Annotated in this window: 23 protein-coding genes; 5 read left to right on the top strand and 18 right to left on the bottom strand. The window is 64.3% G+C overall.

The features are described 5' to 3' along the window. Positions 1-9: 9 nt before the first annotated feature. The 6 genes from VE26_RS16320 to VE26_RS16295 all read right to left on the bottom strand — a co-directional run bounded on the left by VE26_RS16320 (position 10) and on the right by VE26_RS16295 (position 6,308). Positions 10-876, bottom strand: coding sequence for a MurR/RpiR family transcriptional regulator (locus VE26_RS16320; RefSeq protein ID WP_046106157.1), 867 nt, complete (start codon positions 874-876; stop codon positions 10-12). 30 nt (positions 877-906) lie between these two features. Next, positions 907-1,983 carry an ABC transporter ATP-binding protein gene (locus VE26_RS16315; RefSeq protein WP_046106156.1) on the bottom strand — a complete coding sequence of 359 codons (1,077 nt, stop codon included), beginning with the start codon at positions 1,981-1,983 and terminating at the stop codon, positions 907-909. A gap of 75 nt (positions 1,984-2,058) precedes the next feature. Further along, positions 2,059-3,261 (bottom strand): extracellular solute-binding protein, encoded by a 1,203-nt coding sequence (locus VE26_RS16310; RefSeq protein WP_046106474.1) that lies wholly within the window; start codon positions 3,259-3,261, stop codon positions 2,059-2,061. A gap of 56 nt (positions 3,262-3,317) precedes the next feature. Further along, positions 3,318-4,160: a carbohydrate ABC transporter permease gene (locus VE26_RS16305; RefSeq protein WP_046106473.1), complete on the bottom strand. Its 843-nt coding sequence runs from the start codon at positions 4,158-4,160 to the stop codon at positions 3,318-3,320. An 89-nt stretch (positions 4,161-4,249) separates the two neighbouring features. Beyond that, positions 4,250-5,137: a carbohydrate ABC transporter permease gene (locus VE26_RS16300; RefSeq protein ID WP_046106155.1), complete on the bottom strand. Its 888-nt coding sequence runs from the start codon at positions 5,135-5,137 to the stop codon at positions 4,250-4,252. A gap of 19 nt (positions 5,138-5,156) precedes the next feature. After that, entirely contained in the window at positions 5,157-6,308 is a 1,152-nt protein-coding gene (locus tag VE26_RS16295) for a Gfo/Idh/MocA family protein (protein ID WP_046106154.1), read from the bottom strand. A gap of 362 nt (positions 6,309-6,670) precedes the next feature. Here VE26_RS16295 and VE26_RS16290 point away from each other — a divergent pair, with 362 nt between their 5' ends. From VE26_RS16290 to VE26_RS16275, 4 genes are all read left to right on the top strand, one after another. Further along, positions 6,671-7,159 (top strand): hypothetical protein, encoded by a 489-nt coding sequence (locus VE26_RS16290; RefSeq protein WP_046106472.1) that lies wholly within the window; start codon positions 6,671-6,673, stop codon positions 7,157-7,159. Between the two features lie 120 nt (positions 7,160-7,279). Further along, on the top strand, positions 7,280-8,470 hold the full coding sequence (locus VE26_RS16285) for an MFS transporter (RefSeq protein ID WP_046106153.1): 1,191 nt from the start codon (positions 7,280-7,282) through the stop codon (positions 8,468-8,470). Next, the gene (locus VE26_RS16280; protein WP_046106152.1) at positions 8,470-9,903 is read left to right on the top strand and encodes a M81 family metallopeptidase; all 1,434 of its coding nucleotides are present in this window, start codon (positions 8,470-8,472) and stop codon (positions 9,901-9,903) included. Before VE26_RS16285 ends, VE26_RS16280 begins: the two co-directional genes overlap by 1 nt. A gap of 55 nt (positions 9,904-9,958) precedes the next feature. After that, entirely contained in the window at positions 9,959-10,723 is a 765-nt protein-coding gene (locus VE26_RS16275) for a DeoR/GlpR family DNA-binding transcription regulator (RefSeq protein ID WP_046106151.1), read from the top strand. On the opposite strand, the gene VE26_RS16270 is transcribed toward VE26_RS16275, so the two are convergent. Next, positions 10,720-11,451, bottom strand: a complete 732-nt coding sequence (locus tag VE26_RS16270; RefSeq protein ID WP_046106150.1) for a copper homeostasis protein CutC — start codon at positions 11,449-11,451, stop codon at positions 10,720-10,722. The two genes, VE26_RS16275 and VE26_RS16270, sit on opposite strands and share 4 nt — an antisense overlap. Beyond that, positions 11,448-12,362 carry an ROK family protein gene (locus VE26_RS16265; protein ID WP_046106149.1) on the bottom strand — a complete coding sequence of 305 codons (915 nt, stop codon included), beginning with the start codon at positions 12,360-12,362 and terminating at the stop codon, positions 11,448-11,450. The genes VE26_RS16270 and VE26_RS16265 overlap by 4 nt, the downstream gene beginning before the upstream one ends. Before the next feature lie 98 nt (positions 12,363-12,460). Here VE26_RS16265 and VE26_RS16260 point away from each other — a divergent pair, with 98 nt between their 5' ends. Further along, a complete protein-coding gene (locus VE26_RS16260) occupies positions 12,461-13,177 on the top strand; it encodes a class I SAM-dependent methyltransferase (RefSeq protein ID WP_052715967.1) in 717 nt (238 codons plus the stop codon). Here VE26_RS16260 and VE26_RS16255 read toward each other — a convergent pair whose 3' ends face one another. The 10 genes from VE26_RS16255 to VE26_RS16210 form a co-directional block, all read right to left on the bottom strand. Then, the gene (locus tag VE26_RS16255) at positions 13,178-13,825 is read right to left on the bottom strand and encodes a ThuA domain-containing protein (protein ID WP_046106148.1); all 648 of its coding nucleotides are present in this window, start codon (positions 13,823-13,825) and stop codon (positions 13,178-13,180) included. A gap of 1 nt (position 13,826) precedes the next feature. After that, positions 13,827-15,458 (bottom strand): acyltransferase, encoded by a 1,632-nt coding sequence (locus VE26_RS16250; RefSeq protein ID WP_046106470.1) that lies wholly within the window; start codon positions 15,456-15,458, stop codon positions 13,827-13,829. A 44-nt stretch (positions 15,459-15,502) separates the two neighbouring features. After that, the gene (locus VE26_RS16245) at positions 15,503-16,513 is read right to left on the bottom strand and encodes a hydroxyacid dehydrogenase (protein ID WP_046106147.1); all 1,011 of its coding nucleotides are present in this window, start codon (positions 16,511-16,513) and stop codon (positions 15,503-15,505) included. Next, complete coding sequence (locus VE26_RS16240) at positions 16,510-18,363, bottom strand: DUF2264 domain-containing protein (protein ID WP_046106146.1); 1,854 nt, start codon at positions 18,361-18,363, stop codon at positions 16,510-16,512. The genes VE26_RS16245 and VE26_RS16240 overlap by 4 nt, the downstream gene beginning before the upstream one ends. Next, the gene (locus VE26_RS16235; RefSeq protein WP_046106145.1) at positions 18,363-19,397 is read right to left on the bottom strand and encodes an ABC transporter ATP-binding protein; all 1,035 of its coding nucleotides are present in this window, start codon (positions 19,395-19,397) and stop codon (positions 18,363-18,365) included. Before VE26_RS16235 ends, VE26_RS16240 begins: the two co-directional genes overlap by 1 nt. Continuing rightward, positions 19,394-20,413: an ABC transporter ATP-binding protein gene (locus tag VE26_RS16230; protein WP_046106144.1), complete on the bottom strand. Its 1,020-nt coding sequence runs from the start codon at positions 20,411-20,413 to the stop codon at positions 19,394-19,396. Before VE26_RS16230 ends, VE26_RS16235 begins: the two co-directional genes overlap by 4 nt. Continuing rightward, a complete protein-coding gene (locus VE26_RS16225) occupies positions 20,403-21,536 on the bottom strand; it encodes an ABC transporter permease (RefSeq protein WP_052715966.1) in 1,134 nt (377 codons plus the stop codon). Before VE26_RS16225 ends, VE26_RS16230 begins: the two co-directional genes overlap by 11 nt. A 1-nt stretch (position 21,537) precedes the next feature. Beyond that, on the bottom strand, positions 21,538-22,530 hold the full coding sequence (locus tag VE26_RS16220) for an ABC transporter permease (protein ID WP_046106143.1): 993 nt from the start codon (positions 22,528-22,530) through the stop codon (positions 21,538-21,540). Between the two features lie 226 nt (positions 22,531-22,756). Continuing rightward, positions 22,757-24,655 (bottom strand): ABC transporter substrate-binding protein, encoded by a 1,899-nt coding sequence (locus VE26_RS16215; protein WP_046106142.1) that lies wholly within the window; start codon positions 24,653-24,655, stop codon positions 22,757-22,759. A gap of 404 nt (positions 24,656-25,059) precedes the next feature. Further along, positions 25,060-26,067 carry a LacI family DNA-binding transcriptional regulator gene (locus tag VE26_RS16210; protein WP_046106141.1) on the bottom strand — a complete coding sequence of 336 codons (1,008 nt, stop codon included), beginning with the start codon at positions 26,065-26,067 and terminating at the stop codon, positions 25,060-25,062. Positions 26,068-26,073 lie beyond the last annotated feature (6 nt).

Raw genomic sequence — 26,073 nt, 5'->3', positions numbered from 1 at the left:
GAGAAGCCCTCAATCCCCCAAGGGCTGGGCATCATCCCCGTCACGGTTGACGACGAGCTGGTGCTTGATGCGGCGCATCGCGGCAATGGCCGAGCCGCCCAGCCGCGTGGCCATGGTCTGGGCCAGAATGTCGAGATTGGCGAGAAAGGCGTAGCGACCGGGCGTGGGCCGCAGGATATCCTGGTTTTCCCGCCAGGTGACGGGCAGGAACACGTCGGCCTGATCGGCCATGGCGGAGCCGGCGCGCGACATGACCACGCGCGGCAGGCCATACTCGCCGGCAATGGCCAGCGCCTTGACGAGCGGCAGGTTGTTGCCGGAGAGCGAGAAGGCAATGATGGCCGTACCGGGCGCTGCCGCGGCGGCGCGCATCATCTGTACCTGATGGTCGGTGGATGATGCGACCTTGAGGCCGAGCCGGAAGAAGCGCGCTTCGGCCTCCATGGCCAGCATGGACGATGAGCCTCCCGAACCGAAGGAGAGCATGTATTTGGATTTGACCAGTGTCTCTGCTGCCCGCTCCACCGCGTCGAAATCACAGGTCTCGAAGGTTTCGTAGACGGTGGACTGGATGCCGTTGACAACCCCTTGCGCGATTTCGCGCACCGAGCTTGGGCCCGAGGCCGGTGCGAAATAGCGCTGCCCGACGAACCGCGACTGGGCCAGGCGCACCTTGAAGTCGGCATAGCTGTCGCAGCCGAGACGCCGGCAAAAGCGGGTCACGGTGGGCGGCGAGACTTCGGCCTGCGCGGCAAGGTCCACGATGGACATCTTGAGCACGCTGTCGGCATCGCTCAGCACGATTTCGGTCAGGGCCCGCTCGGAGCGCGTGAAGGTGTCCTTCTCGGTCTGCAACAAACCTACGATATCGAGCATCGTGCCTCCCCTCACCGGCTGCGTGCCGGCTTAGTACACGGCCAGGCCTCTGGCGTCGAACAGGTGGACCTTGTCGATGGCGAAATTCATCTGCACGCTTTGGCCATCGGTCAGCTCGGGATTTCCCTCGAACAGCCCGATGAAGTTCTCTCCCCCCGGAAGGGTCGAATAGGTGATGGTGTGAATCCCCAGCTGTTCGACGATATTGGGTGTCGTTTCCAGCGTGAATTCACCGGCGCCAAGCCCCAGATGCTCGGGACGGATGCCCAGTGTTACGCTCTGGCCGGCAATTGCCGTGCTGGTGCGCGGCAATTCGATGGTGCCCAGCGAGCCCAGATCGATCAGCGCGCGCGACCCATTGGCCGAGCGGACGGTGCCGGAAATGAAGTTCATTTTCGGGCTGCCGATGAAGCCGGCGACGAAGAGATTGTCGGGCCGGTGATAGAGGTCGAGCGGCGAGCCGACCTGGGAAATGGTGCCGGCATCGAGCACGACGATCTTGTCGGCCATGGTCATGGCTTCGACCTGGTCATGGGTCACGTAGATCATGGTCGACCCGAGCCGCTTGTGCAGCTCCATCAATTCGATGCGCATTTCCGAGCGCAAAGCGGCGTCGAGGTTAGAAAGCGGCTCGTCGAACAAAAAGATTTTGGGCTGGCGCACGATGGCGCGGCCGATGGCGACGCGCTGGCGCTGGCCGCCCGACAATTGGCCGGGGCGATGCTGCAGGCGGGATTCGAGCTGGAGCACCTTGGCGGCAGCGGCAACCCGGGCGTCCACTTCGGTCTGGGGCAGTTTTTCGACGCGCAGCGGAAAGGCGATGTTTTCGTAGACGCTCATATGCGGGTAGAGCGCATAGGACTGGAACACCATGGCAATGCCGCGCTGCACCGGCGGCAGGTCGTTGACCACCCTTCCGCCGATCTCGATCTGGCCCTCGGAGACGTCTTCGAGCCCGGCGATCATCCGCAACAGGGTGGACTTGCCGCAGCCCGAGGGGCCGACAAAGACCACGAATTCGCCTTCGGACACGTCCAGGTCGATGCCCTTGATGATACGGGCTTCGTTGAAGGACTTTTCGAGGCGCTTGAGGCTCAATTGCGACATGGTTCGCGTCTCCGGCGATGCGGGGGATGGGTGTGCCGCCGCCCCTGCGGGCGGCGGCGGAGGTCTGGGAGGACCTTACTTGTACTGCTCGAGCTCGGCAGCGGCAGTATCGAGCGCAGCCTGCGGCTCGGCGGCACCGGTCACGACGGACTGGACCATTTCGATCATCACGTTCTGCAGGCCGATATAGTCGTTGAACAGCGGCTCGGGACCACCGAATTCGATGGAGGTCAGGAAGGGCTCCCAATAGGGGGTCGCCGCGACCAGTTCGGCCGTCTGGGGTTCGAGAGGACGAAGCGGGGTCAGGCCCTGCGCCATTTCGGCCGCCCACTGACGCTCGGGGGCAGTGATGAACTTGGCAAGGCTGGTTGCCTGCTCCTCGACGCCGGTGCCCTTGAACACGGCAAGGGCGTCGGTGATCAGCAAGGTGCCCGGGCCCTGGGCGTCGGGGCCGAGCGGCAGGGTGGTAACGCCCCAGTTCATGCCGGCTTCCTCGGCGCGCAGAGCCGCACCAACCGAGGCTTCGATCATGGCGACACCGCCATCGAGCCAGATGGCACGGACTTCGTTCTGCTCATAGGCAGTCGGACCCTCTTCGGAATAGGGCACGATGTCCTTGATGGCCTGGAGGGCGGCCAGCACCTGCGGCGAGTTGATGGTGATGTTGCCATCGGCATCGATGATCTGGCCGTTATTGGTGTAAACCCAATGCAGGAACTGGTGCATCGTGTTGTCGAACGTCTTGGCGACTAGGCCATAACCGGCGGCGTCGGTGTTTTCGGTGATCTGCTTGGCGAAAGCGATCTTTTCTTCCCAGGTCTTGGGCGGGGTCTCGGGGTCGAGGCCGGCTTCCTCGAACAGGTCCTTGTTCCAGAAGAAGGCCTTGGTCGAGAAAGCCACCGGCACGCCCCACTGGGTGCCATCGAAGGTCACTGTGTCGGGAACGTAATTATAGTAGGAGGCCTTTTCCTCGTCGCTCATCGGCACGGGCACGATCAGGTCGTTCATGGCGAACTGCTTGAGGGTGCGCGAGCCGACATAGGCGAGCGAAACCGGGGTGCCGGCAGCGGCGAGCGTCGTCACCTTGTCCTGGCACTGGCCCCAGCCCACGACTTCGGGGACGACCTTGAAGCCGGGATTTTCGGCTTCCCATTCGGCGAAGTAGTCGGCATAGCCGGCAGTGAGCTCGTCGCCGCAATTGATGAAGGTGATTTCCTTCACGTCCTGGGCAAAGGCGCCGGTCGCGGCGCTGGCCAGCGCCAGCGCGGATACGGCCATCAAACCGATAGTCTTGTGCATTATAGTCTCCCTTGATGCGGGCCCCCTCGGGCCCATTACTGCTTCACGGCGCCTGCGGTCAGCCCGGCGACGAGATAGCGCTGCAGGAACACGATGACGATCATGACCGGCAGGATTCCGACGAAAGACGCCGCCATCAGCTCGTTCCAGACCACTTCCTGCTTGCCGAAGAAGGCGAAGAGCCCGATCGGCAGCGGCATGAATTCGGTGCGGGAATTGAAGGTCAGCGCAAAGATGAATTGCTGCGCATAGGCGCCGATAAAGGTCATGATGGCGACCACGACGATGCCCGGCATGGCCAGCGGCAGGATGACCCGGCGCAGCGTATAGAGGCGCGATGCCCCGTCGACCCAGGCGGCCTCGTCCAGCTCGCGCGGAATGCGCAGCATATAGGTGCGCAGCAGCCAGATGGAGGACGGGATGAGGAAGGCCGCACCCGGCACGATCATGGCCCAATAGGTGTTGAGCAGGCCCAGCGTGCGCATCAGGCGGAAGAGCGGGATGAGCAACACAGCCCCGGAGAACATGTTGACCGCCAGGAACCCGGCCAGCATCAGCCCCGCGCCGGCAAAGTTGAACCGGGCAAAGGCATAGGCGGCGGGCACCACGATCGCGACCACGATCAGGGTGACGACGGTCGAGATAAAGAACGAATTGAAGATGTGCATGCCCAGCATCGGCACGGACGACCACATGCTGACATAGGCGTCGAAGGAGCCGTTCTTGGGGATGAAGCTATAGGGCCGCGAGAAGAGCTGCGCCAAGGGCTTGAGCGAGACCAGGAAGCCTTCGATGAACGGGGCCAGCACGAAGAACAGGAAGATCGCGATACCGACATAGAGCGCCAGGACTTCGTACCACTTGTAGCGGTCGATCATCGGCTTGGAGGCAGACCAGAGGCGACGCTGCGGCTTGACACTGACCTTGCTGTCGGCTGCGGCGATCTCGGTGGTGCGGGCGACGTCACTCATTTGGCTTCTCCCTGCTGGAGCTTGCGCACGGCGCGGAAGTAGACGAGGCAGAAGATCGTCACGAAGATCGAGATCACCACGGCACGGGCTGCGCCTTCGCCGTATTTGCGGCTGCCGATGGCGGTCTTGTAGGTGTCGATGATCATCGTCGTGGTAGAGCCCGAGGGGCCGCCCTGGGTCAGGATCCAGATGATGTCAAACGAATTGAAGGTGGCGATGAGCGAGAGCAGGCTCATGGTCACGATGGCCGGGATCATCAGCGGCACGGTGATGCGGCGGAACCGGTAGAAGCGTCCGGCCCCATCGGTCCAGGCAGCCTCGTGCAGGTCCTTGGGAATGGATTGCATGGCAGCCAGGAAGTAGATGGTGACCATCGGCACGCCGATCCACACGTCGGTGACGATGGTGGCCCAGAATGCGGTGTGACCATAGGCGAGGAAGGCGATCGGGCCATTGGTCAGGCCCAGGTTCTGCAACAGGCCCGAGATCATCCCGAACTGGCCGTTATACATCCAGCCCCACATGAAGATGCCGATGGCCATCGGCACGATCCAGGGCGGCATGGTGAGGATGCGGAACAATGTCTGGCCGGGAATGGCGGCATTGAGCAGCACGGCGCCGCACATGCCGATGACCATCTTCAGGGCGACCGAGAAGAAGGTCCAGATGAAGGTGCGGATGATGACGTCGGTAAAATTGCCCGCGCCGAAGATGCGCTCGTAATTGGCCCAGCCGACGAAGTCATAATCGGGCCGCAGCGAGGCATTGGTGAAGGAGAGGATGATCGTGTCCACCAGCGGATAGGCCACGATCGTGAGGATGTAGATCAGGGCCGGTGCCAGCAGGGCGAGAGCAAAGAGAGTGGCGCTTCTGGTGCTGGTCATCGGCCTGTCCCTATCCTTGTCAGCTGCGTCCGAGCGCGCTGTCGAAGCGCGTCCAGATGGCAGTCATGTCCACCACGGTCTTGTTGCGCATGGCTTCGTCCATGCTGAGCGCCAGCAATCCAGCTTCGAGCGCGTCGGTCACCGAAACCGGCAGGGGCGCCCCGTCATGCAGGTGCTTGAGAATATCCTCGGCCATCTGCTCGTCGGCACCGTAATGGGCGGACAGGTCGCTGGCCGTATAGGTCTTGTCCGCGATCCGGTCCTTGGTCCGGGCATCGGTGACCTTGAAGTAATTGCGGACGAAATCGCCCTCCGCCATGCCCTTGGCGCCGATCACCGCGAAGCGGCGGAAATCGTCGGGGACATTGAGATTGGTGTGGAAGGTCAGCGCCGCACCGTTTTCGTACTGCACGATGGCAGTCTGGAAATCGATGATGTCGCCATCGCTGTCGAAGACCTTGTCCGAGCCCAGCCAGCCGGACGGCTTGCGGTGATATTCGGTGAGGTCGTTGGCGCCGGAACCCTGCGGCGCATTGTCGGGCGTGAAGCTGCGCCGGCCGCCGAAGCTGGCGACATAGCGCGGGCGACAGCCCATGACGCCATTATAGAGATCGAGGTCGTGGCAGCATTTCTCCAGCATGAAGCTGCCGGCATATTTTTCGTAGCGCCGCCAGTCGCGCATGAAGAAGGCGCCGTGATAGGGCGGGATGTGCTCGGAGGCTTCGATGGAGGCGACCTGCCCCAGCGCACCTTCGGCCTGCGCCCTGCGCAAATCGACATAGAGCGGGGCGTAGCGCAGCACCAGACCCACCATGACCCTGTCAGAGCCATATTGACCGATCAGCTCGGCCAGCGCCATCGTGTCCTCGATCGTGGTCACGACAGGCTTTTCGGCAAAGATCTTAATGCCGCGTTCAAGGCCGATGCGGATATGTTCGAGGTGCAGATGGTTGGGCGAACCGACCATCAGCAGGTCGAGCTTGCCCTCTTCGATCAGCGCGTCGAGGTTTTCATAGGCCTTTCCGACGGAGACGCCATGCTCCTGGGTATAGGGCAGGCCGGCCGGGGCAGGATCGACATAGCCGACGATTTCGAAATCGTCCCGCGCCAGGGAAAACACCCGCGCCAGATAGCCCAAACGGTAGCCGAGGCCGATAATGCCTACCCGCATAGCAACGATGTTCCCTGCCTTATTAGACCGCCGGCCTCTTGCGGACCGGTGACGTTTGTGTAAACGATTTTCAAGACTAGGCACCTTCCCTGAGCAATGTCAACACACATTCGGCGGCCACACAATACCAATTTAAGCCACCTCGGAAAATGCCCAAAGCGCTTGCGTATTGCCGCATTTCTAGGCCGTTCGGACGCTTTTTATCGCGCATGAATTATAGACAATGCCGATGGAAAAGCGCAGCATGTCGCAATTGGTATCCATGCATCCTCTTTCACGAGGTCGCAGCGTGATGACATGGCTGAAAATATGAAACAGAAATGGTGGACGTGCATCAGCGCGCCGAAACCCAAGAGATCGAGATGAGCCTTTCCCAAGACCCCTTTGCCGACGACCCTGACCGTTCTGCGATCTGGACCATGCTGGTGCCGCGCGACATCCGGGCCTATGTCAATGCCGACTGGTCCATGGTGGAAGACGATTTCGTCGCCGACGATTTCCTGGGCCTGCATGGCAACAAGACCGCCAATCCCGATGGCTGGACCATCAGCTTTCCCACCCTCGCGCACTATCGCGAGGAATGGCTGCGCCAGGCTCATGAAGGGCGCGCCGTCGCCTATGCCGAGGACGTCGAGGCCGGCATCCACCGCGCCACGCGGCTAACCGAAATCGAGATCAGTGGTGATCGCGCGGTGGCCCACAAGAAGTTCGACGGCGAAATCAAGCTGGCCGATGGTGGCGTCGATCGGCTCAACTGGCAGACCCTTTATTTCTGTCGCAAGGTCGAGGGCCGCTGGAAACTCACCGGCTTCGTCGGCTACCTCCCCTATCCGATGGGAACCCCAGGCTAAGCGCCTGCCAGACTTGCCGTGCCAGGGCGTGACGCGCCCAACCCTGCCCTCCCCATCATGGGGAGGGGGCCGTATCCCCGCCAGCGGACAGACCGGTGGCCTCCCTTATCGAGTTGAGCCATGCCCCTCCTCACCCCCCAACGTCTCATCATGCTGGTCTTCTTCCTCCAGCCTGTCGCCTTCGGCTCCTGGCTGCCGCGCATTCCCGAAGTCCAGGCGGGCCTCGGACTTGGGCCGGCCGCCCTGGCGCTGGCCCTTCTCGGCATGCCGGTCGGCACTCTGCTCACCCTGCCCTTTGCCGGCCCGCTGGTGGGTCGGATCGGGGCGCGGACCACAATTATTGTCGGCTTCGTCTATTATGCCATCGCCGTGAGCCTGCCGGCCTTTTCGCCCGATCCGCTCCTGCTGTTCGTGGCGCTGATCCTGGCCGGCTCGGCCATTTCCTTTCTTGAACTCGGCCTCAATGTCGGCGCCGATGCGGTCGAAAAGGCCACCGGCCGCCTGATCATGACCAAGTCGCACGGATTTTGGTCCATCGGCATCATGGTGGGCAGCCTGATCGGCTCCGCAATGGCCGGACTGGGGCTTGCTCCACATTGGGCCATTGCCGCCGTGGCGCTGGTGACCCTGCCCATGGGTATTGCCGCAGGCCTGGCGCTGCCGCCCCTGGAGGCCGAGCAGGCTTCGGCCGACACGCCGCAGCGCTCCGCCTGGTCCCTCCCCAGCCCGGCCCTGATCGGGATCTGTCTCTTTGTCTTCGGCATCACCATGACCGAAGGCGCCATGGCCGATTGGTCGGCCATCTTTCTGCGCGATGCTCTCATGGCCGAAGGCGGCATTGTCGGCCTGGGCTATTCGGTTTTCGCCTTCATGGTCGCGGCGGGCCGGTTCGGCGGCGATAGCCTCAAGGCCCGGCTGGGCGCGGTGGGCACGGCGCGGCTCTGCGGCACGCTGGCCGTGCTCGGCGCGGTGCTCCTTTATCTCGCCCCCAATGTCACCATCGCCCTCATCGGGTTCGGCACGATCGGGTTCGGCGTTTCGGTCGGCTTCCCGCTGGCCGTCACGGCCGCCGCCGGCATTGGCGATCGCGCGGCGTCCGCCAATGTGGCCGTTCTGTCCTTCGTGGCGCTGACAGGGTTCCTCATTGGTCCGCCGCTGATTGGCTTTGTCGCCGAGCACAGCGACATCCGCATCGGTGTGGCCTGTGTCGTACCCTTCCTGCTGCTCAGCCTCTTTCTCACCGGCCGCCTCAGGGCGCGCCCGGTGACGAGCAAACATAATCCTGAAGCCGAGATTGCCGGGGTCCTCTGATGCGCATCGCCGTTGCTGGCCTGCATACCGAATGCAGCACCTATAATCCCGTCCTGGCCCGGGAAGCCGATTTCCGTGTTCTGCGCGGACCGTCCATGCTCAAGGATCAGTATTTCGATTTCCTGACGCACTTCCCGGCTGAGTTCATCACTATCCTGCATGCGCGCGCCATTGCCGGCGGTCCGGTGGCGCGTGGCGTTTACGAGGCGTGGAAAGCCGAAATCCTGGAGGGACTGCGTCAGGCCATGCCGCTCGACGGCGTCTACCTGGCCATGCATGGGGCCATGTTCGTCGAAGCCATGTTCGATGCCGAGGGGGATTTCATCGCGGCCGTTCGCGAGGTGGTCGGACCCGATGTGATCATCGCCGCCAGCTACGACCTGCACGGCAATGTCAGCCAGAAAATCGTCGACGCACTCGATATCTTTTCCACCTATCGCACCGCGCCCCATATCGATGTGCCCGATACCATGCGCCGCGCCGTCACCATGCTGGTGCGGGCCCTGCGAACGGGCGTGCGGCCAAAGCTGGCCTGGGCGCCTGTGCCGGTGCTCCTGCCCGGCGAGCGCACCTCAACCCAGGACGAGCCGGCCCGCAGCTTCTATACCCGCCTTCACGAGATCGAAGAACCGACCGGGATCTGGGATGCATCCTTCCAGGTCGGCTATGTCTGGGCCGACGAGGCCCGCGCCACGGCCTGCGCCGTGGTGACCGGCACCGACAAGGCCGCGATGCAGCATGCCGCCCGCGGCCTGGCCCAGGATTATTGGGACATCCGCACGCAATTTGTCTTCGGCATGGAGACCGGCTCGATCGCAGAATGCGTCGCGCGCGCCATTGCCAGTCCCACTCATCCCGTCGTTCTGGCGGAATCGGGCGACAATCCCACCGGAGGCGGCGTGGGTGACCGGGCAGAGATGCTCGCTGCCCTCATCGCCCGGGATGCGCAGGGCGTGATCTTTGCCGGCATTGCCGACAGCGTCGCGACCGAAGCGGCCTATGCTGCAGGCATCGGCGCCCGCATCGCCCTTCATATCGGCGCCAGCCTCGATCGGTCCAGCACGCCCGTCGATGTCGAGGCAGAGGTCCTCTTCCTCCTGTCCACGGACGAACCGCGCCTGCGCGAGGCGGTGGTCAGGATCGGCGGCATCGATCTGGTGCTGACCGCCCGCCGCCGCCCCTTCCACAACATTGCCGACTTCACCCGGCTGGGTCTCGACCCTGCATCGGCGCGGATTATCGCCGTCAAGTCCGGCTATCTTTCTCCAGAGCTCGGTCCACTCGCCAATCCGGGCATCATGGCGCTCTCGCCCGGCGTGGTCGATCAGTTCGTCGAGCGCACCGAACGCCACCATACGCCCCGCCCCTCATACCCGTTCGACACCGACTTCGATTTCGTTGCCGACGTGAAGTGGTCGGCGCGTTCGGCGTAGCGCTTTCGCAAGCACCTGCTTTCGTTTATTTACAAAACGAAAGCAGGTGAACCGAATGAACCCTTCGATGCGGCAGGCCAAGATCGTCGAGCGCGCGCGCCAGGATGGCGACGTCAGCGTCGAGATGCTCGTGGCCGCGTTCGGTGTCACCCCGCAGACGATCCGCAAGGATCTCAACGATCTCTGCGGCCGGGGCGTACTCAAGCGCACCCATGGCGGGGCCATGCACCCTTCGGGGGTCGAGAACGTGGAATACGAAGCCCGTCGCGGTATCGCCCCGGCCGAGAAGCGCGCCATTGGTCGCGCTGCCGCCGCACTCATTCCCGACCACGCTTCGCTGTTTATCAATATCGGCACGACAACCGAAGCGGTCAGCCAGGCGCTGTCCGGCCATCGCGGCCTCATGGTCATCACCAACAACATCAATGTCGCCAATCACCTGCGTGCCGTGCCCGGTACGGAAGTGGTGATTGCAGGCGGCGTTGTGCGTCCGGCCGATGGCGGCATCGTCGGCGAGGCTGCGGTGGATTTCATCCGCCAGTTCAAGGTGGATTTTGCCGTGATCGGCGTTTCGGCCATCGACCCGGACGGCGCCCTGCTCGATTTCGATTTCCGCGAAGTGAAAGTGGCGCAGGCCATCATCGCCAATGCGCGCCACGTGATCCTCGTCGCCGATTCCACCAAGCTGACGCGCACCGCGCCGGTGCGGATCGGCCATCTCTCGCAGGCACACAGCTTCATCACCGACACCTGCCCGCTCGACTCCATCCGCCAGGTTTGCGCAGAGGCCGGCGTGCGGCTGGTCGAAACCGGCAGTTAATCAGGTACCGCGCGCCGGTCGAGCACGGCCCGCAGCGCCATCACCTTGTCGCGGCTGGTAGCCCGGCGCGCCGGGCTCTCGAAGCCCAGCCTTCGGGCCGGGGCGCTGGCCGGATCGCCCGGCACCCCGCAGGAGGCGTGCAGCGCCTCAAGCGGCACGCGGTCGAGCAGGGCCGGGGCGGTGCTGGCATCGATGCCCGAGCCGGCCATGATGGCGATCCGGTCCCCGGCCACGGCCAGGGCTCGCTCCAGATCCTTTATCCCCTCCGGTGCCGTCGCCGCGCGTCCGGAGGTGAGGATGGTGTCAAAGCCCAGCGCAATGGCGGCTTCCAGCGCCTCCTCCCAGTCCGGGACGATATCGATGGCGCGGTGCAGCGTCATGCCGAGGCCCCCGGCTTCCGCCGCCAGCATGGCCAGGACCTCGAGATCGAGCCGCCCGTCGGGCCGGCTGGCGCCGAGCACAACGCCGTCCAGTCCCGCCGCCCGCATATGGGCAATCTCGGCCCGCATGGCCTCGACATCGCTCTCGCCGAAGACAAAGTCGCCCGGCCGCGGGCGGATCATGGCCCGCACCGGTACATTGGCGCGCCCGGCCAGCGCGACGAGGCCCGGGCTGGGCGTCAGCCCACCCAGTTCAAGCACCGAGCACAGTTCCACCCGGTCCGCCCCGCCCTCGAGCGCCGCCTCGAGGCCGGCGGCGTCATCGACGCAGATTTCGAGCAGCGTCATGCTCGCTCCTCCGAAAAGCTCAAGGCTGCAGCGCCGAGCAGGCCCGCATCGACGCTCAATTGCGCGGGCACCACCAGCGGCCGGTCGATCCGCCGCAGGATGGCGCCGCGCACATGCTCGTCGAGCCGGGCGATCAAAGCTGCGCTATTGCCCAGGCCCCCGCCCACCGGCACGATGTCGGGTCCGATAATGTTGACCACCAGCGCCAAAGGCTGCGCCACCAGCTCCAGATAAAGCGCGATGGTTGCGGTCGCGTCAGGCTCGTCCTGTTCCCAAGCCGCGACGATCTCGGTGCTGGCCAGGGTCCGGCCATGCAGATGCTGATGCAGCCGTTCGAGCCCCCGCGCGCCACCGACCGTATCGAGGCACCCCGACTGACCGCAACCGCAGGCGAAATGGGGCAGATGGTGCGGCGGCACCTTTGTTTCGGTCGCAACGATCGTGCCATGCCCCCATTCTCCCGAGAGCCCGCCCGCCCCGCGCAGCAGCCTGCCCTCGGCAACGATGCCCCCGCCCACGCCGGTCCCCAGGATCGCGCCGAACACCACGCGGTGTCCTTTGCCCGCGCCGGCATGGGCTTCGGCGAGGACGAAGCAATCGGCGTCATTAGCGACGAGCACCGGCCGGTCCAGCAATTCAGCCAGCTCATCGCCCAGGGCGCGCCCGTCAATGCAGGGAATGTTGGCGACCTTTACCCGACCGTTCTCGGGGTCGACGACGCCGGTGATCGATATCGCCACCGGGCTGCCGGCCGGCGCTCCGCCTTGGGCGATAAGGGTACGCATGGCGGCGGCGAAGGCAGCAAAATCCTGCTGCGGCGTCGGCAGGCGCCCGATGGACTCGATGACGTCGGGCCCCGGGGCTCGTGCGGCCTTGATCGTGGTGCCGCCGATATCGAAACAGGTGCGCATGAGGGGTCCCTTCTGAGGGCATTTAGGACGGCGGATACCCGGCAGGCAAGCGCCACTTCCCGCTAGCGCATCAGCCCGGCGCGCGGCACTATGGGCCCATGAGCACCGACCTTTATCCCGCCGACTTTTATGCCGAACGGCGCCGCCACACCGCCTATGCGGCCCAGCGCCTCCTCGCCGCCCTGCCGCCGGGCCTGGCGCGCGGCAGGATCGCCGATATCGGCTGCGGCACCGGAACGTTTCTGTCGGCTGCGCTCGAGGCCGGCGCCCACTTCGCCTTCGGCATGGAGGGGGAATGGGTGCGTCCCGACATGCTCGACAATGCGCGCATCCAGTTCCAGCCGGCCGATCTCGAACGCGGCTTTGCCGGGCCCGCCGTGGACCTGGTGCTCTCGCTCGAAGTGGCCGAGCATCTCTCGCCCGGGCGCGCGGAGAGCTTTGTCGCCGATCTTTCGCGCATGGCGCCCGCCGTCCTCTTCAGCGCCGCCATTCCCGGTCAGGGCGGGGTGGGTCATGTCAACGAGCAATGGCAGAGCTATTGGGCCGAGCTCTTTGCCGCGCAGGGATATAGTGCGCACGACGTCATCCGCCCCACGCTCTGGACCGACGAGGCCGTACCGGCCTGGTACCGGCAGAATGCGGTGCTTTATCTGCAGTCTGAGCTTGCGGGGCAGCTGGGCCTCGTGGCAATCGCGCCGGGCCAGCTCGATCGCGTCCACCCCGCCTTCTGGGCCCGCGCCAATCGCGAACTCAAATATGCCGATGCGCTGCCCGAATCCGAAGTGCTGCGGCGCCAGGCGCAGCAACAGCAGTAGTCAGCGCGCCGCCCAGAGCAGGCCGCGTTTGAGAATCGTGCGCACCTGCGGGATGTCCAGCTCGTCCGCCGTGTGGCCGAGCGACGAATAAAACACCCGCCCCTTGTCATGCGTTGTGGTGAAGACGACGGGCATGACCACATCCTTGCGCCAGGGATGGACCGCACCCGAAAAGGTCGTCGTGGCCAGCACCTCCACTGCCGGGTCGTAGTTGAGGTAATATTGCTCGGAGGTGTGCTCGAAGCTCTCGATTCCGGCCATGATCGGGTGATCGGGGCGGGTCACATCGACCCTATAGGTCAGGATATTGCCTGGATGCTGCACCCAGTAGCAGCTGGCCGCGTAGCGGAAGGGCACCGAGGCGCGAAAACTCGTCGCCAGGCCCATATGATAGCCGGCAAGCCCCGTCCCGGCGCGAATGGCGGCAATCAGATTGGCCATCTTTTCGGGCGCGAGCGTGCCATCGGTGATGACCGGCACGACAAGAGCGTTGCTGCCCACATCCTCTGCGCCCAGCGCGTCATAATCGGACGTCACCGTGACGGCAAAGCCCTCCTCTTCGAGCAGGCCGCGCACCACATGGGCCCCGCGCTCGGGCGTGTGCAAGTCCATCCCGCCCCAGACGACGAGCGCTTTCCTGTCGGCCATTCTACACTCCCAATCCTACCGCTTCGGTCCGGTGCACGCCTTTGGGCACGAAGGCGAAATCACCCTCGAGCCTGAGCAGTCTTGCCGCCAGATGCATCACCGAGAGCCACATTTCGGTGCCCTGCAGGCCCGCCACCTGCCCATCGGCAAAGGCGAAACCTTCCCCGTCGATCCAGCGCTCGCCTGCCCGCGCGATGACGCGGCAGGCAATGTCCTCGGCTTCGGCGCGGCGATGATCGGTCTGCCGGAGACAAAGCCATAGCGGATGGATGGTGTCGAGCAGGTTGCAGGCCGTGTAGGTCGCGCCCGAAAATCCACCATGATTGCGATAATTGAGCAGCACCGAGTCGATGGCTTTTTCCGGGCTGGGCACGGTAATGCCGAACTGGGCATAGGTGCCGCGCGTCAGCCGGTAGAAGCCATTGACCGGCTGCAGCAATCCTTCTTCCCGCGTCGGCGCACCCCAGAGGCCCGAAGCCCGGTCCTGATGCAGGGCCAGCCAGCCGAACAGCGTGTCGCGCGTCGGGCCGGAGGTGAAATAGCGCGCATTGAAATAAAGCGCGGTGCCGATGGCATCGACGGCGGCACCCGCGCCCCAGGCCCGGGTTCGCCAGGGCAGTCCCTCCAGCCAATGACAAAGGTCGGGCGCCGCAATTTCGACCGCTTCGACCCTATGCAGCAATTGGCTGCCCAGCACTTCGAGCGCATAGCCGGCGGCAAGGATATTATAGAGGGCCAGCCCGTCGTCGCGCAGGGCCATGCCCGGCTTGGGCGGCTGATAGGGATCGGGAAAAAGGCCCGTCTGCCGGTCCTGCACCGCCTGCAGGCGGGCAATGGCCCGGGGCACATCCAGCCCCTCGGGCACGCTGCCAAAGCCGGCCGCAATCTCGATGGCGTCGCAGAGATGGCGAATGCTCCGGCGCGCCTCACCATGGCTTTCGCGGGAGAGATAGTCGCCCTCCTCCCGGTTGCGCGCCAGCACGTCCTGATATTGGCCCAGTGCCCGCGCGCCCAGCGTCTCAAGCTGGGTGCGCGCATCAGTCGTGCGGCTGCGCCCGCGAAACCGCAGCACCCTGGCCGGCACGCCGCCGACGATGGCCAGCGGCGGCACATCCCTGCTGACCACCGAGCCGGCCGCGACCACGGCGCCGCGCCCGATCGTTACACCGTCCACCACGACCGCATTGGCGCCGATCCACACATCGTCCTCGATGACGATGCCGCGGGTGGCATGTTTCTGGGTCCAGATCGGCTGGTCAGGGTCATCGAAACCGTGGTTGAAACCCACGAGCGAAGCGTGGCTGGCAATGCGCACGCCATCACCGCAGCGCACCTGGCCTGAAATCATGGCATAGGCATTGACCGTGCAATGGGCACCGAAACATACATCTCCGCGCACCAGGGCATGTCCCCCGATCCAGCTTTCCGCGCCCAATTCCAGGCGTGTGGTGAAGATCGCCGCCCTCTCGGCCACATAGGCCGTGGGATGGAATGTCGCCCCCGCCCGCGTGGAGAGCTCTGTCTGCCGCGCCCGATGGTCTGCGCTGTCGATATGTTCCGGCTTGCGATCCCAGGTGAGAAATTGCAGGCGGGCCTGTTGCCAGGCGTCGTCGTCCTGGTTCTCATCGGACATCGCGCCCGCGCCTGCCGCGTCGGATGAGGGGGAACCCGCCGCCATCACGCCAGTCTCTCCAGCAATTCGGGGGCGATCTCGTACAGCATGGGCTCGCCCCGGACAAAGCGCTCCACCTCCTCCACCGCCATCAGCCCCAGCCGCGCCCGCTCGGTGCCGATCGCGCCGGCAATGTGCGGCGTCAGGAACACATTGGGCAGGGCGAAGAAGGGCGAACCGGCTTCGGGAATTTCGGGATCGGTGACGTCGATGACAGCATGGATGCGCCCGGTCTGCAACTCGGCCAAGAGAGCCGCCTCGTCGATCAGGGCGCCGCGAGCCGTATTGATGAAACCTGCGCCTTCCCGCATCAGCTTGAGTTGTCGCGAGCCGATCATGCCACGGGTCGAGGGCAGTGACGGCGCATGCACCGAGACCAGGTCGGCGCGGGCCATGAGCACGTCGAGGTCGACCAGCTCGGCATAGTCCGTCACCGGATCGCCCGCCTGCACGAAGGGATCGTAGAGAATGACGGTGAAGTCGAACCCGGCCAGCATGGAGGCCACCTTGCGGCCGATGCGCGAGGCGCCCACCAGCCCGATGGTGCGGCGGAAATTGCCGATATTGGCGTCCATGAGAGCATAGGAAGAGCGGCGGCTCGGATCGGCGCGATAGAGATCGCGCAATTCGAAGGTGCGCTTATTGGCAAAGAGAATTGCTGCCAGGGTAAACTCGGCTACCGGCACGGCATTGGCTTCCGCAGCATGGGTCACGTGGATGCCTCGCCCATAGGCGCTGGCATCGACCGTGAACTTCACCGTCCCGGCGGCATGCGCGATCAGCCGCAGATTGGGGGCGGCTCGCAGCACGTCCGGGGTGAGCATGGGACAGCCCCAGCCGGTGACGAGGATTTCCGCTGCCTCCAGCACATTTCGCGCGCCCGGGTCGGAGAAATTCTCGATGGGTGTCTCGGAGATCACCTCGCAACAGGTCCGCAGGCGCTCCATCGCATCGGCTTCAAACACATGCCGCGTCTTGTCGGCCCTCAGGGCAAAGGCAAGTTTTGGCCGCATCAGAACCGCTCCGGCACCAGGATGGCGCTAACCTCGACGCCCTTTTCGGCAAAGAGCGCTTCGAGTTGATCGAGGTCGGGGGCGGCGGGGGGATGAGACAAGGCCCGATCGGCCGCATCCCCCGCGGGCAGGGCCATGGCGGCAGTCATCAATATTGTTTCGCCGGCTGCAATCGCCCCGCGCAATTGCGGCACGATGGTCTTGGAGGCGATGAGATTGGTGTTCGGCAAAGCGCGGAAAGCCCGCCCCTCGCGTTGGCCGGCAAGATCGACAATGGCGCTGAGATCGGTCTGGCTCTTGGCGACCGCGCGGCCCGCCTCGTCGATATAGGTGTCGGCATTGAGGTCCGCCCGGGCAATGGCAAAGCCGCCTTCGGTGGCGTGCAGGGCCCTTGGCGTGCGGATGCGGTGGACGCGCACGTGCCAATCGCCCTGCGGCACCAGCCAGGTTTCAACGCTGACATCCTCCCAGGGCTTCCAGCGGGAAAACAGGCTGTTCTCGGCAATGAGCGCGGTTTCGAGCGCCTCGCGGACACGGTAATGGCGATTGTCGTCGGAAAAGGCCAGCGCCCCGTCGAAGGCGCCGGACTGATAGGCCCGCTCGTCCACCTCAACCGAAAAGCCATAGCGGCTCGAGTAGACGAACTTGGCATATTTTTCGGTGCCGTGGCGCATCTGCCAGTTCTGCTGGCCGCTGGAGAGCGCCACCACATTGCCCCTGGTATGCTGCATGACCATGCCGGGATGCCGCAGCGGCACCGGCGTCTGGTCAAAGTCGGCCTCGACCTCCTCGGCCGTCCAGAACGGATGGTCCTCGGGCAGCGCCAGCGGCAGGAAGGCTTTCAACGCCCAATAAGGCGAGCCGGCCGAATTGTAGCTCTCGGACATGAAGAGGTTGGGGTAGCCATAGCCGATGGAAAGGATGCCATCGCGGTCGGCAATCGGCAGCTTGCTCCACCAGCGCAGGTGGCGCATGAAATGGCCCTTGACGACGCCCCAGGGCAGCGCCTCGACATCGGCAAAGGCCAGCGCACCCCAGAAGCCGCCGCAGGCGAAGCGATAGGTGAGGCTGCGCCCGAAGGCCAGTGTGCCGCCATCCTCGTCGAACCAGTGCTGGATGTCCTTGGCAAAGAGCCGCGCCCGTTCCTTGTAGTCGGCCACGCGCTTGTCATCGCCCTTGGCGAGCTTTGCATAGATCAGGCCATAGAAATGCATGGCGAAGGGAATGTAATGATCGATGCGGCGGATAGCGCCGTCGCGATACCAGCCGTCGTCGATGTAGAAGTCCTCCAGCTCCGCGAGATAGGCGTCGGTCAGCGAGCGGTCGAAGTCGACACCGCATTGCTCGAGGCCCAGATCGACGAGGATGCGGAAGAACTTCCAGTTATTGGGCGCGTAGTCGAATTGACGCGCATGCTTGAGATAGGCGGCAAGATTGTCCTTTGCCCGTTGCGGCAGCGGTTCCCAGACCAGATGGGGCAGCATTTTCATGGTGAAGCCGATGGCGGCGAGTTCCACCATGCGCTGGTCGGTCGAATTGACCTGCCCCCAATATTCGGGATGGTCGGGGTCGGTGCCATTGGCCAGACCCTGCCGGTAGATTTCCCAATGATCGAAGTCGCCGCCCCCGGCGGCCAGCGGCGTCAGGCCCCAGAGCGGGCGGGCGAAGCCTTCGAGATCGGCAGCGGCGCGATCGAAATGGGCGCCGGCGCCATCGAGCCGGACGCGAGCCCCGCCTTTGGAAAAATAGGGCAGCAAGGGCGCAAACAGATCGCGCAGGCCCTTTTCGACATCGGCACGGCTTTTGAGCGGGTTGCCGAACAGCGGATTGGCGGAGGCGGGATCATAGGTCATCAGGCAGGCACCTTGTTTGGCGCATCGTCATAGGCGCCGTGGAGTTCGAGCGTTTCGGCAAAATGGCAGGCGGCCAGCTGGGCCGTGCCGTTGACGGAGCGCAGCGCGGGCTTTTCCTGCCGGCAGAGATCGGCGGCGTATTTGCAGCGGGTGTGGAACGGGCATCCGACGGGCCGATTGCCCAGATAGGGAATTTCGCCCTTCAGTTCCTTGTTGCGCCCCTTGCGCCGCGTGGGATCGGCAATCGGCAGCGCGTCGAGCAGCATTTCGGTGTAGGGGTGGCGCGGTCGCTCGAACAGCATCTCGGTGGGCGCGTTTTCCACCACATGGCCCAGATACATCACCACCACCCGGTCGGCGATGTAATTGACCACGCCCAGATCGTGGCTGATGAAGATATAGGTCAGCCCGAACTCGGCCTTGAGATCGTCGAGCAGGTTCAGCACCTGCGCCTGGATTGAGACGTCGAGTGCCGAAACCGCCTCGTCGGCGATGACCAGCCTGGGGTCCAGCACCAGCGCCCGGGCAATGCCGATGCGCTGGCGCTGGCCACCCGAAAAGGCATGCGGATAGCGGCCGGCCGCATCGGGCGCGATGCCCACCTTGGCGAGCACGTCATAGACCTTGTCCTCGAGCGCCCGCCCCCGGGCGATGCCATGGACGCGCAGGGGTTCGGCAACGATGTCGAAGACGCGCATATTGGGATTGAGCGAGCTCATGGGGTCCTGGAAGATCATCCGGATCTCGCGCCGCCACGGCTTGAGCTGGCGCTTGCCCAGGCCGGTCAGCTCCACCTTGGCCTTGTCGCGCGGATGATAAAAGACATGGCCATGGGTCACCGGCTGCGCCTGGATGATGCAGCGGCCCAAAGTGGTCTTGCCGCAGCCGCTTTCGCCCACGATGGCGAGGGTTTCGCCGGCCTCGACCTCGAGCGAGACGTCGTTGAGCGCCACCAGTTCACGCGAGGCGCCGAACAGGCCTCCGCCCAGCGTATAGATCTTGGAGAGATTTTCGACGGTCAGCAGCGCGGTCATGCCAGCTCCTTGGTCTGGACCTGTTCGAGCAGGTGGCAGCGGGCGATATGGTCGGGGCCGAGCACCGTGCGGGCCGGGGCTATGCCGGCGCAGGGCTCGAAGGCATAGGGGCAGCGGCTGGTAAAGGCGCAGCCCTGGGGCCGGTCGCGCGGCGAAGGCACGTTGCCCTTGATCGGGGAGAGCCGGACGCGGTCGGCCTTGCGCGACAGGCGCGGCACCGAGTTCATCAGCGCCTGGGTATAGGGATGGCGCGGCTGGCGGAACACGTCGTGGACGTCGCCCTGCTCCACCACGTCGCCCAGATACATGACCGCGATCTCGTCGGCGATCTCGGCCACCACGCCCAGATCATGGGTGATGAAGAGCATGGCCATGCCGTAATCGTCCTGCAATTGCCGCAGCAGGTCGAGGATCTGCGCCTGCGTCGTCACATCCAGCGCGGTGGTCGGCTCGTCGGCGATCAGCAGGCGCGGCGTACAGGCCAGGGCCATGGCGATCATGGCGCGCTGGCGCAGCCCGCCGGACAATTCAAACGGATAGGCATTGGCGCGATCCTTCGCGCCGGGCACCCCGACCTGGTCGAGCACCTCGATGGTGCGCTGGCGAGCCTGTTTAGGGTTCAGCCGCTCATGCAGGATGATGATCTCGTCGATCTGGTCACCGATCGTATGGACGGGCGACAGCGAGGACATCGGCTCCTGGAAGATCATCGAAATCTGCGCCCCGCGGATGGCGCGCATGGCCTCGCTGTCGGGCTTGAGCCGGGCAATGTCGACAGCCCCGCCCGCCCCGTCGAACAGGATCTTTCCGGTGCGGATATCGGCATTGCGGTCGAGCAGGCGCAGCACGGCCCGGGCGGTCACGGACTTGCCGCAGCCGCTTTCGCCGACCAGTGCCAGCGTCTTGCCCGGGGTCAGCGTCAGGTCGACCTGGCGCACCGCCTCGATATCGGCCTCGTCGGGCGAGGTGAAGGAAATCGACATGTCGGTGATGGTGACAATGGGACTAGCGGCCATGGGGATCAGCGGCGTCACGAAGGCCGTCTCCGAAGAAATTGAGGGCGAGGATGACCACGACCACGCAGATGCCTGGGGTCAGCAGCCAGGGCGCAGTGGCGAGCGTGCGGATATTCTGCGCTTCCTGCAGCAGCGTGCCCCAGGAAACGATGGGCGGCTGCAGGCCGAGGCCCAGGAAACTGAGCGCGGTTTCGGCCAGGATCATGCCGGGAATGGCCAGGGTTGCCGCGGCGATGATGTGGCTGGTGAAGATGGGCACCATGTGGCGGGTGATGATGCGCCAGTCGCTGGCGCCATCGAGCTGGGCGGCGGTGACGAAATCCTCGGTGCGCAGGCTGAGAAACCGCCCGCGCACCACGCGCGCCAGTTCGGTCCAGCCGATGAGGCTGAGGATGATGGTGATGGCGAAATAGGTCTGGAGCGCGCTCCAGTCCCTGGGCAGCGCCGCGGCCAGGCCCAGCCAGAGCGGGATGGTAGGCATGGAGCGGATGAATTCGATCACCCGCATGACCGCGCTGTCGAAGACGCCGCCATAATAGCCGGCAAAGCCGCCGATCACGATGCCGAAGAACAGGCTCAGCGTCACCCCCGCCAGCCCGATGGAGAGCGAAATGCGCGTGCCATGGATCAGCCGGCTCAGCAGATCGCGACCCAGCCGGTCGGCACCCAGGATATAGAAGGGATCGCGCGGGTTCTCGACACCCATGAGCTTGACCGACATGGGGATGAAGCCGGCGAGCTGATAGGGTTCGGAGGGCGCAAAGAACCTCACCGGGATGATTTCCTCGGGGTCGATGACGAAGGTGCGGCGCATGGCGGCCGGGTCGACCTCGGAGCGATAGCCATTGACATGGGGCTGGAAGCGCCAGCCATCTTCATCGGCAATGATGAAGTTGAGGCCCTGGGGCGGCGCATAGGTGTAGCGGGCGCTATAGGCGGACGGGTCGGTGGGGGCGAGAAATTCGGCGAGCGCTGCCACGAGGTAGAAGGCGACAACGATCCAAAGGCTCACCACGGCCAGCTGGTGCTGGCGGAAGCGCCGCCACATCAGGCCCAGTTGCGATTCCCGGCGGACCTTGGCCGGGCTCAGCTCTGCGGGTGGGGCAATGGTTTCCGTGGCCATGTTATTTGCTCCCATAACGAATGCGGGGATCGATCCAGGCCAGAAGCAGGTCCGAGATCAGCGTGCCGATGACGGTGAGGACGCCCAGCAGCATGATGATCGCCCCAGCCAGGTACATGTCCTGGCTGGTGAGCGAGCGCAGCAGCAGCGGGCCGGCAGTGGGCAGGTTGAGCACGACCGAGACGATGACCGAGCTCGACACCAGGGCGGGCAGCAACCAGCCAATGGTGGAGACCAGCGGATTGAGCGCCACGCGCACGGGATATTTGAGGATCACCTTCCATTCGGGCAGGCCCTTGGCGCGGGCGGTCACCACATAGGGCTTCTTGAGCTCGTCGAGCAGGTTGGCGCGCAGGATGCGGATCAGCTCGGCCGTACCGGCGGTGGCCAGGACCAGCACCGGCGCCCAGGCCCGCGACAGGAAATCCATCAGCTTGGGCAGCGACCAATGCGCGTTCTCGAAACCGGGCGAATAGAGCCCGCCTATGGTGGTGCCGAACCAGACGAAGCTGAGATACATCAGCAGCAGCGCCATGAGGAAATTGGGAATGGCGAGGCCGATGAATCCGGCAATCGTCGCCAGATAATCGCCGAGCGAATATTTCTTGACCGCCACATAGATGCCAATGGGCAAGGCAATGGTCCACATGACCAGTACGGCAAGGCCTTCCACGAGGAGCGAATTGCCCAGTCGGCCCCAGATCAGGCTGGTCACCGGCGCCTTCCATTCAAAGCTCTGGCCAAAATCGCCGCGCGTCAGGATGCCGGAGATCCATTTCCAGTACTGCACGATGAACGGCTCGCCGAAGCCATATTGGTTGCGCAGTGCCTCGATCATGCGTGGGTCGACCCGTTCGCCCTGGGCGGACAGGGAGGCGACATAGGTGGTGAGATAATCGCCAGGCGGCAGCTGGATGATGGCGAAGGCCACAAAGCTTACCGCCCAGAGGGTCAGCACCATGGCGATCAGGCGGTTGGTGACGAAACGCAGCATTGGCGTCTCCTGAATAACTGGGGCCTTTGGTCCGCTCCCCCAGGGGGAGAGCGGTTCGGGCGAGGCGCTGGGTCTTCCACGATCAGGGAAAACTGGATGGCTCAGCACCCCACCCAGGCTCCCTCCCCTCAAGCGGCGGGAGGCGATGGAGCCGACGCGGCGGAAGCCTTGTCTCAGCGCCCCCGCGGCTCATGGGAAAGCCGCGGGAGGCCGGGAGGGACCCGTTCTAGTCGAAGTACCACTGGAACGGGTCGTAGGGGGCCGGGGTGGGGAACAGATAGGCGTGCAGCATCGGCTCGGCGATGTTCCGCATATTGTTCTTGGCAATGTAATAGCCATTGCCCGGCAGCGAGACACCGATGACCGGGAAGTTCTCCTTGGCGATGGCCAGGATCTGCTTCATCAGGTCGTCGCGAACGGCGGGATCACCTTCGCCGCGCAGCTGGGTATAGAGATCCATCTGCTCTTTGGCCCAATCGGCGGGCTCTTCGGCGATTTCAGGATCGCTGCCATTATACCAGGCCTGCCAGCGGAAGGCCCAGACGGATTCCGCGCCGGAGGGCATGTAGTAGCGCGGCTCCTGGATGACATCGAGGCCGCCGTCACCCTGCCAGATCTGGGCGTCGTAATCGCCGACCAGGCGCTTGTCGTAATAGAGCGTGCGATCGATGTTGTTGAGTTCGATATTGATGCCGCCGGCCTCGAGCTGGAGCTGCATCAGTTCCATCATGTCCACCCATTCCGACCGGAACGAGGAGATGAGATCGATGGTGACGTTGAGCGGGGTGCCGTCGGCAAAGGTGTAGTAATCGCCATTGCGCACCAGACCGGCCGCCTCGAAGGCCGCTGCGGCGGCATCGGGGTCGTATTCGGTATATTGCTTGGCCATTTCCTCGTCATAGAAGGGACTTTCCGGGCGCGGCGCGGCCTGGAAGGGTTCGCCCTGGCCGGTGAAGACCACGTCGATGATTTCCTCGCGGTCGAGAAGGTGGCTGATGCCGATGCGGAAATCCTTGTTCTGGAACAGCTCGCGGCGCTTCTCATCCACGTGGTTGAGGTTGAACTGCAAAACCAGCGTGTTCATGTTGGAGGGCACATTGGCGCCCAGGCGATAATCGCCCTGCTCCTGACCGTCGAAGAACAATGGCTGGTTGACCACAGTGGCGATATGGCGATCCTGGAAGTCGATCTCGCCGTTGAGCGCCATCAGCGTGATCTCTTCGAGCGAGTCCGAGACGCGCATGTCGAGCCGGTCGATATAGGGCAATTGGTTCCCCTCGGTATCGACCTTCCAGTAATAGGGATTGCGCACGAAGGTGGCGCGGGTGGCGTCGCCCGTCAGGGGCTGCTCGACCATCCAGGCATTCATGAAGGGCAGTTCGGGATTGCCCCAGCGAATGGTTTCTGTGGCCCAGCCGCAGCGGTCCTCCATCCAGGCTTCCCAAGTCTCGAAGCCCGCCGCCTGCGCTTCCGCGCCGGCATTCTCGTTATAAGCGGGGTAGAACTGGCTGCAATATGCCTTGTTGAGCGATACCAGCGTCAGGCCGTTGACGCTGGCCAGCTCGTCCATGATGACGCCGTTGGGATTTCCGAAGACGAGGCTGAACGTCGTATCGTCCACGACCTCGACGCTGACCGGGTTCTGCGGGTTCTTGATGAAGGTGCCGCCGCCATAGGTCGGCTCGGAGAACAATTCGACGGCAAAGGCAATGTCCTCGCTGGTGAACGGGGTGCCGTTGTTCCACTTGAGGCCGTCGCGCAGCTTGAACGTATAGGTGCGCGAATCCGCGCTGACTTCCCAGCTTTCTGCGAGGTTGGGAATGATCTCCTTCCACTCCCGGTCATAGCGGACCAGCCCGTCATAGGCCACGGTGCGGGCGATCCAGGCATTGTCGAGGCCGCCGCGCAGGGCGCTGCGCCAGGTGCCGCCATAGGTGCCGATGCTCTCCACCGGCTCGATGACCAGCGGATTGGCCGGCAGGCGCTCTTCAAGCGGTGGCAGCGCGCCGCTCGACACCAGCTCGTCCAGCATGGGCGCCTGCTGCGACAGGGCCGGCCCGGATGCGGCCAGCAGGGCCATAAAGGCCACCGCGCCGCTCAAGCCCAAACCAGAGACATTTCTCATTCGTGTTCCTCCCTTTGCCCGGATCGGTCCGGATGTGACGTCGAGGCCGCGCGTCCTCCCGCGCGCCTCATCTCTCCTCCGACCGGATCGTCTTTCCGGTCTTCCCCACTGCCTTGCCCGTCCGTTCGCCGGATTTTGGCGCTAAGGCCGCAAGGACAGTGTCAACGCTAACAAGGTGCTGACCTCAGGGGGCGAAGGGCAGCGTCAACGCTTGCAAGTTACACATGAGATTGCGCAAGATTCAACAAATTTGCGTATTTCACGCAATTATTGCAATTTTGCGGAATTTGCGTCGCGGCGACAAGCGGATGGGTTATCCGGTCCGCAGTACAGGGGCCGGCTTTTCAACATCGTCGGGAAAAAACTTCGAAAAAAATTACCGCCTGACGCGGTTGCCGACGTGCTCAACCAATGCGGCGGACGGTCTCGCCTTCCACCAGCGTCAACCCGACTTCGAGCTGCAATGGGGCCTGTTCGCCTTCGAGCTTCATGGCCATGAGCCGCACGACGCCCCGCCCGATGCCTTCTCGGTCCACCCGTACGGTGCTCAGTCGCGGACTGGCCATGCCGGCAATGGGCAGATCGTCAAAGCCCATGAGCGAAAAGCCCGCCGGCATTGGTGAATCGGCGCCCAGCAGGCTCTCGATCATCGTCACCGCCACGCTGTCATTCCAGCAGAATACCGCTGTGACATCGTGCTTGCCGGCCATCAGATCTTCCAGCAATTGGCGGCTGGAATGTTCGTTGGAGATGACCACGACCCCTTCGGCGCCGGGATATTCGGCCATTGCCGCCTCAAAGCCGAGCCGGCGCTGCCGGATCGTGGGACGGTGGTGATAGGTATAGTGCAGGATGCGCCGATGTCCGTGGTAGAGCAGGAATCGCGTCGCCATGCGGGCGCCGTAGAAATTGGCGGGCGAGACGGTACTCAACCGCATTTGCGGGTCCGAGCCATTGGCCAGGACGAGGGCGATTTCGGCATCCTCGCTCCAGCGGATCGTTTCGTCGTCCGGGTCGATGCCGGCCAGGATCACCCCGTTGGCACCGGTCTTGGCCACGTGGCGCCGCAGGAAGTCGAGCGTCACCATATCCTCGTTGACGAGGCGCACGTCGAGCGCCAGCCCGACCTCGTCGGCCTGGGCCCGCATGCCCTCGACAATGCCGTGGTAGAAGCTCGCCAGATTGCCGATGGCACTGCTCAGCGGCACCAGCGCCAGCGCTCTCTTGTCGAGATTGCCGGTTTGCGGGGGATGCTTGGACTTGTAGCCCAGCATGCGGGCGACGCGCTGCACGTCGCGCCGCACCCCGTCGCTGATGCCGATCTCGTTGGCGAGCGCGCGGGACACGGTGCTGACCGAAACGCCCAGTTTTTCCGCGATGTCGGCCTGGCTCGCGCGTCTCGTGGGCGCCATGGTGCA

It is taken from the genome of Devosia chinhatensis, assembly GCF_000969445.1.
In the GTDB taxonomy this organism is placed as follows: Bacteria; Pseudomonadota; Alphaproteobacteria; order Rhizobiales; family Devosiaceae; genus Devosia; species Devosia chinhatensis.
Note: the sequence above shows the minus strand (reverse complement) of the source record. Positions and strands in the feature narration are given on the sequence as shown.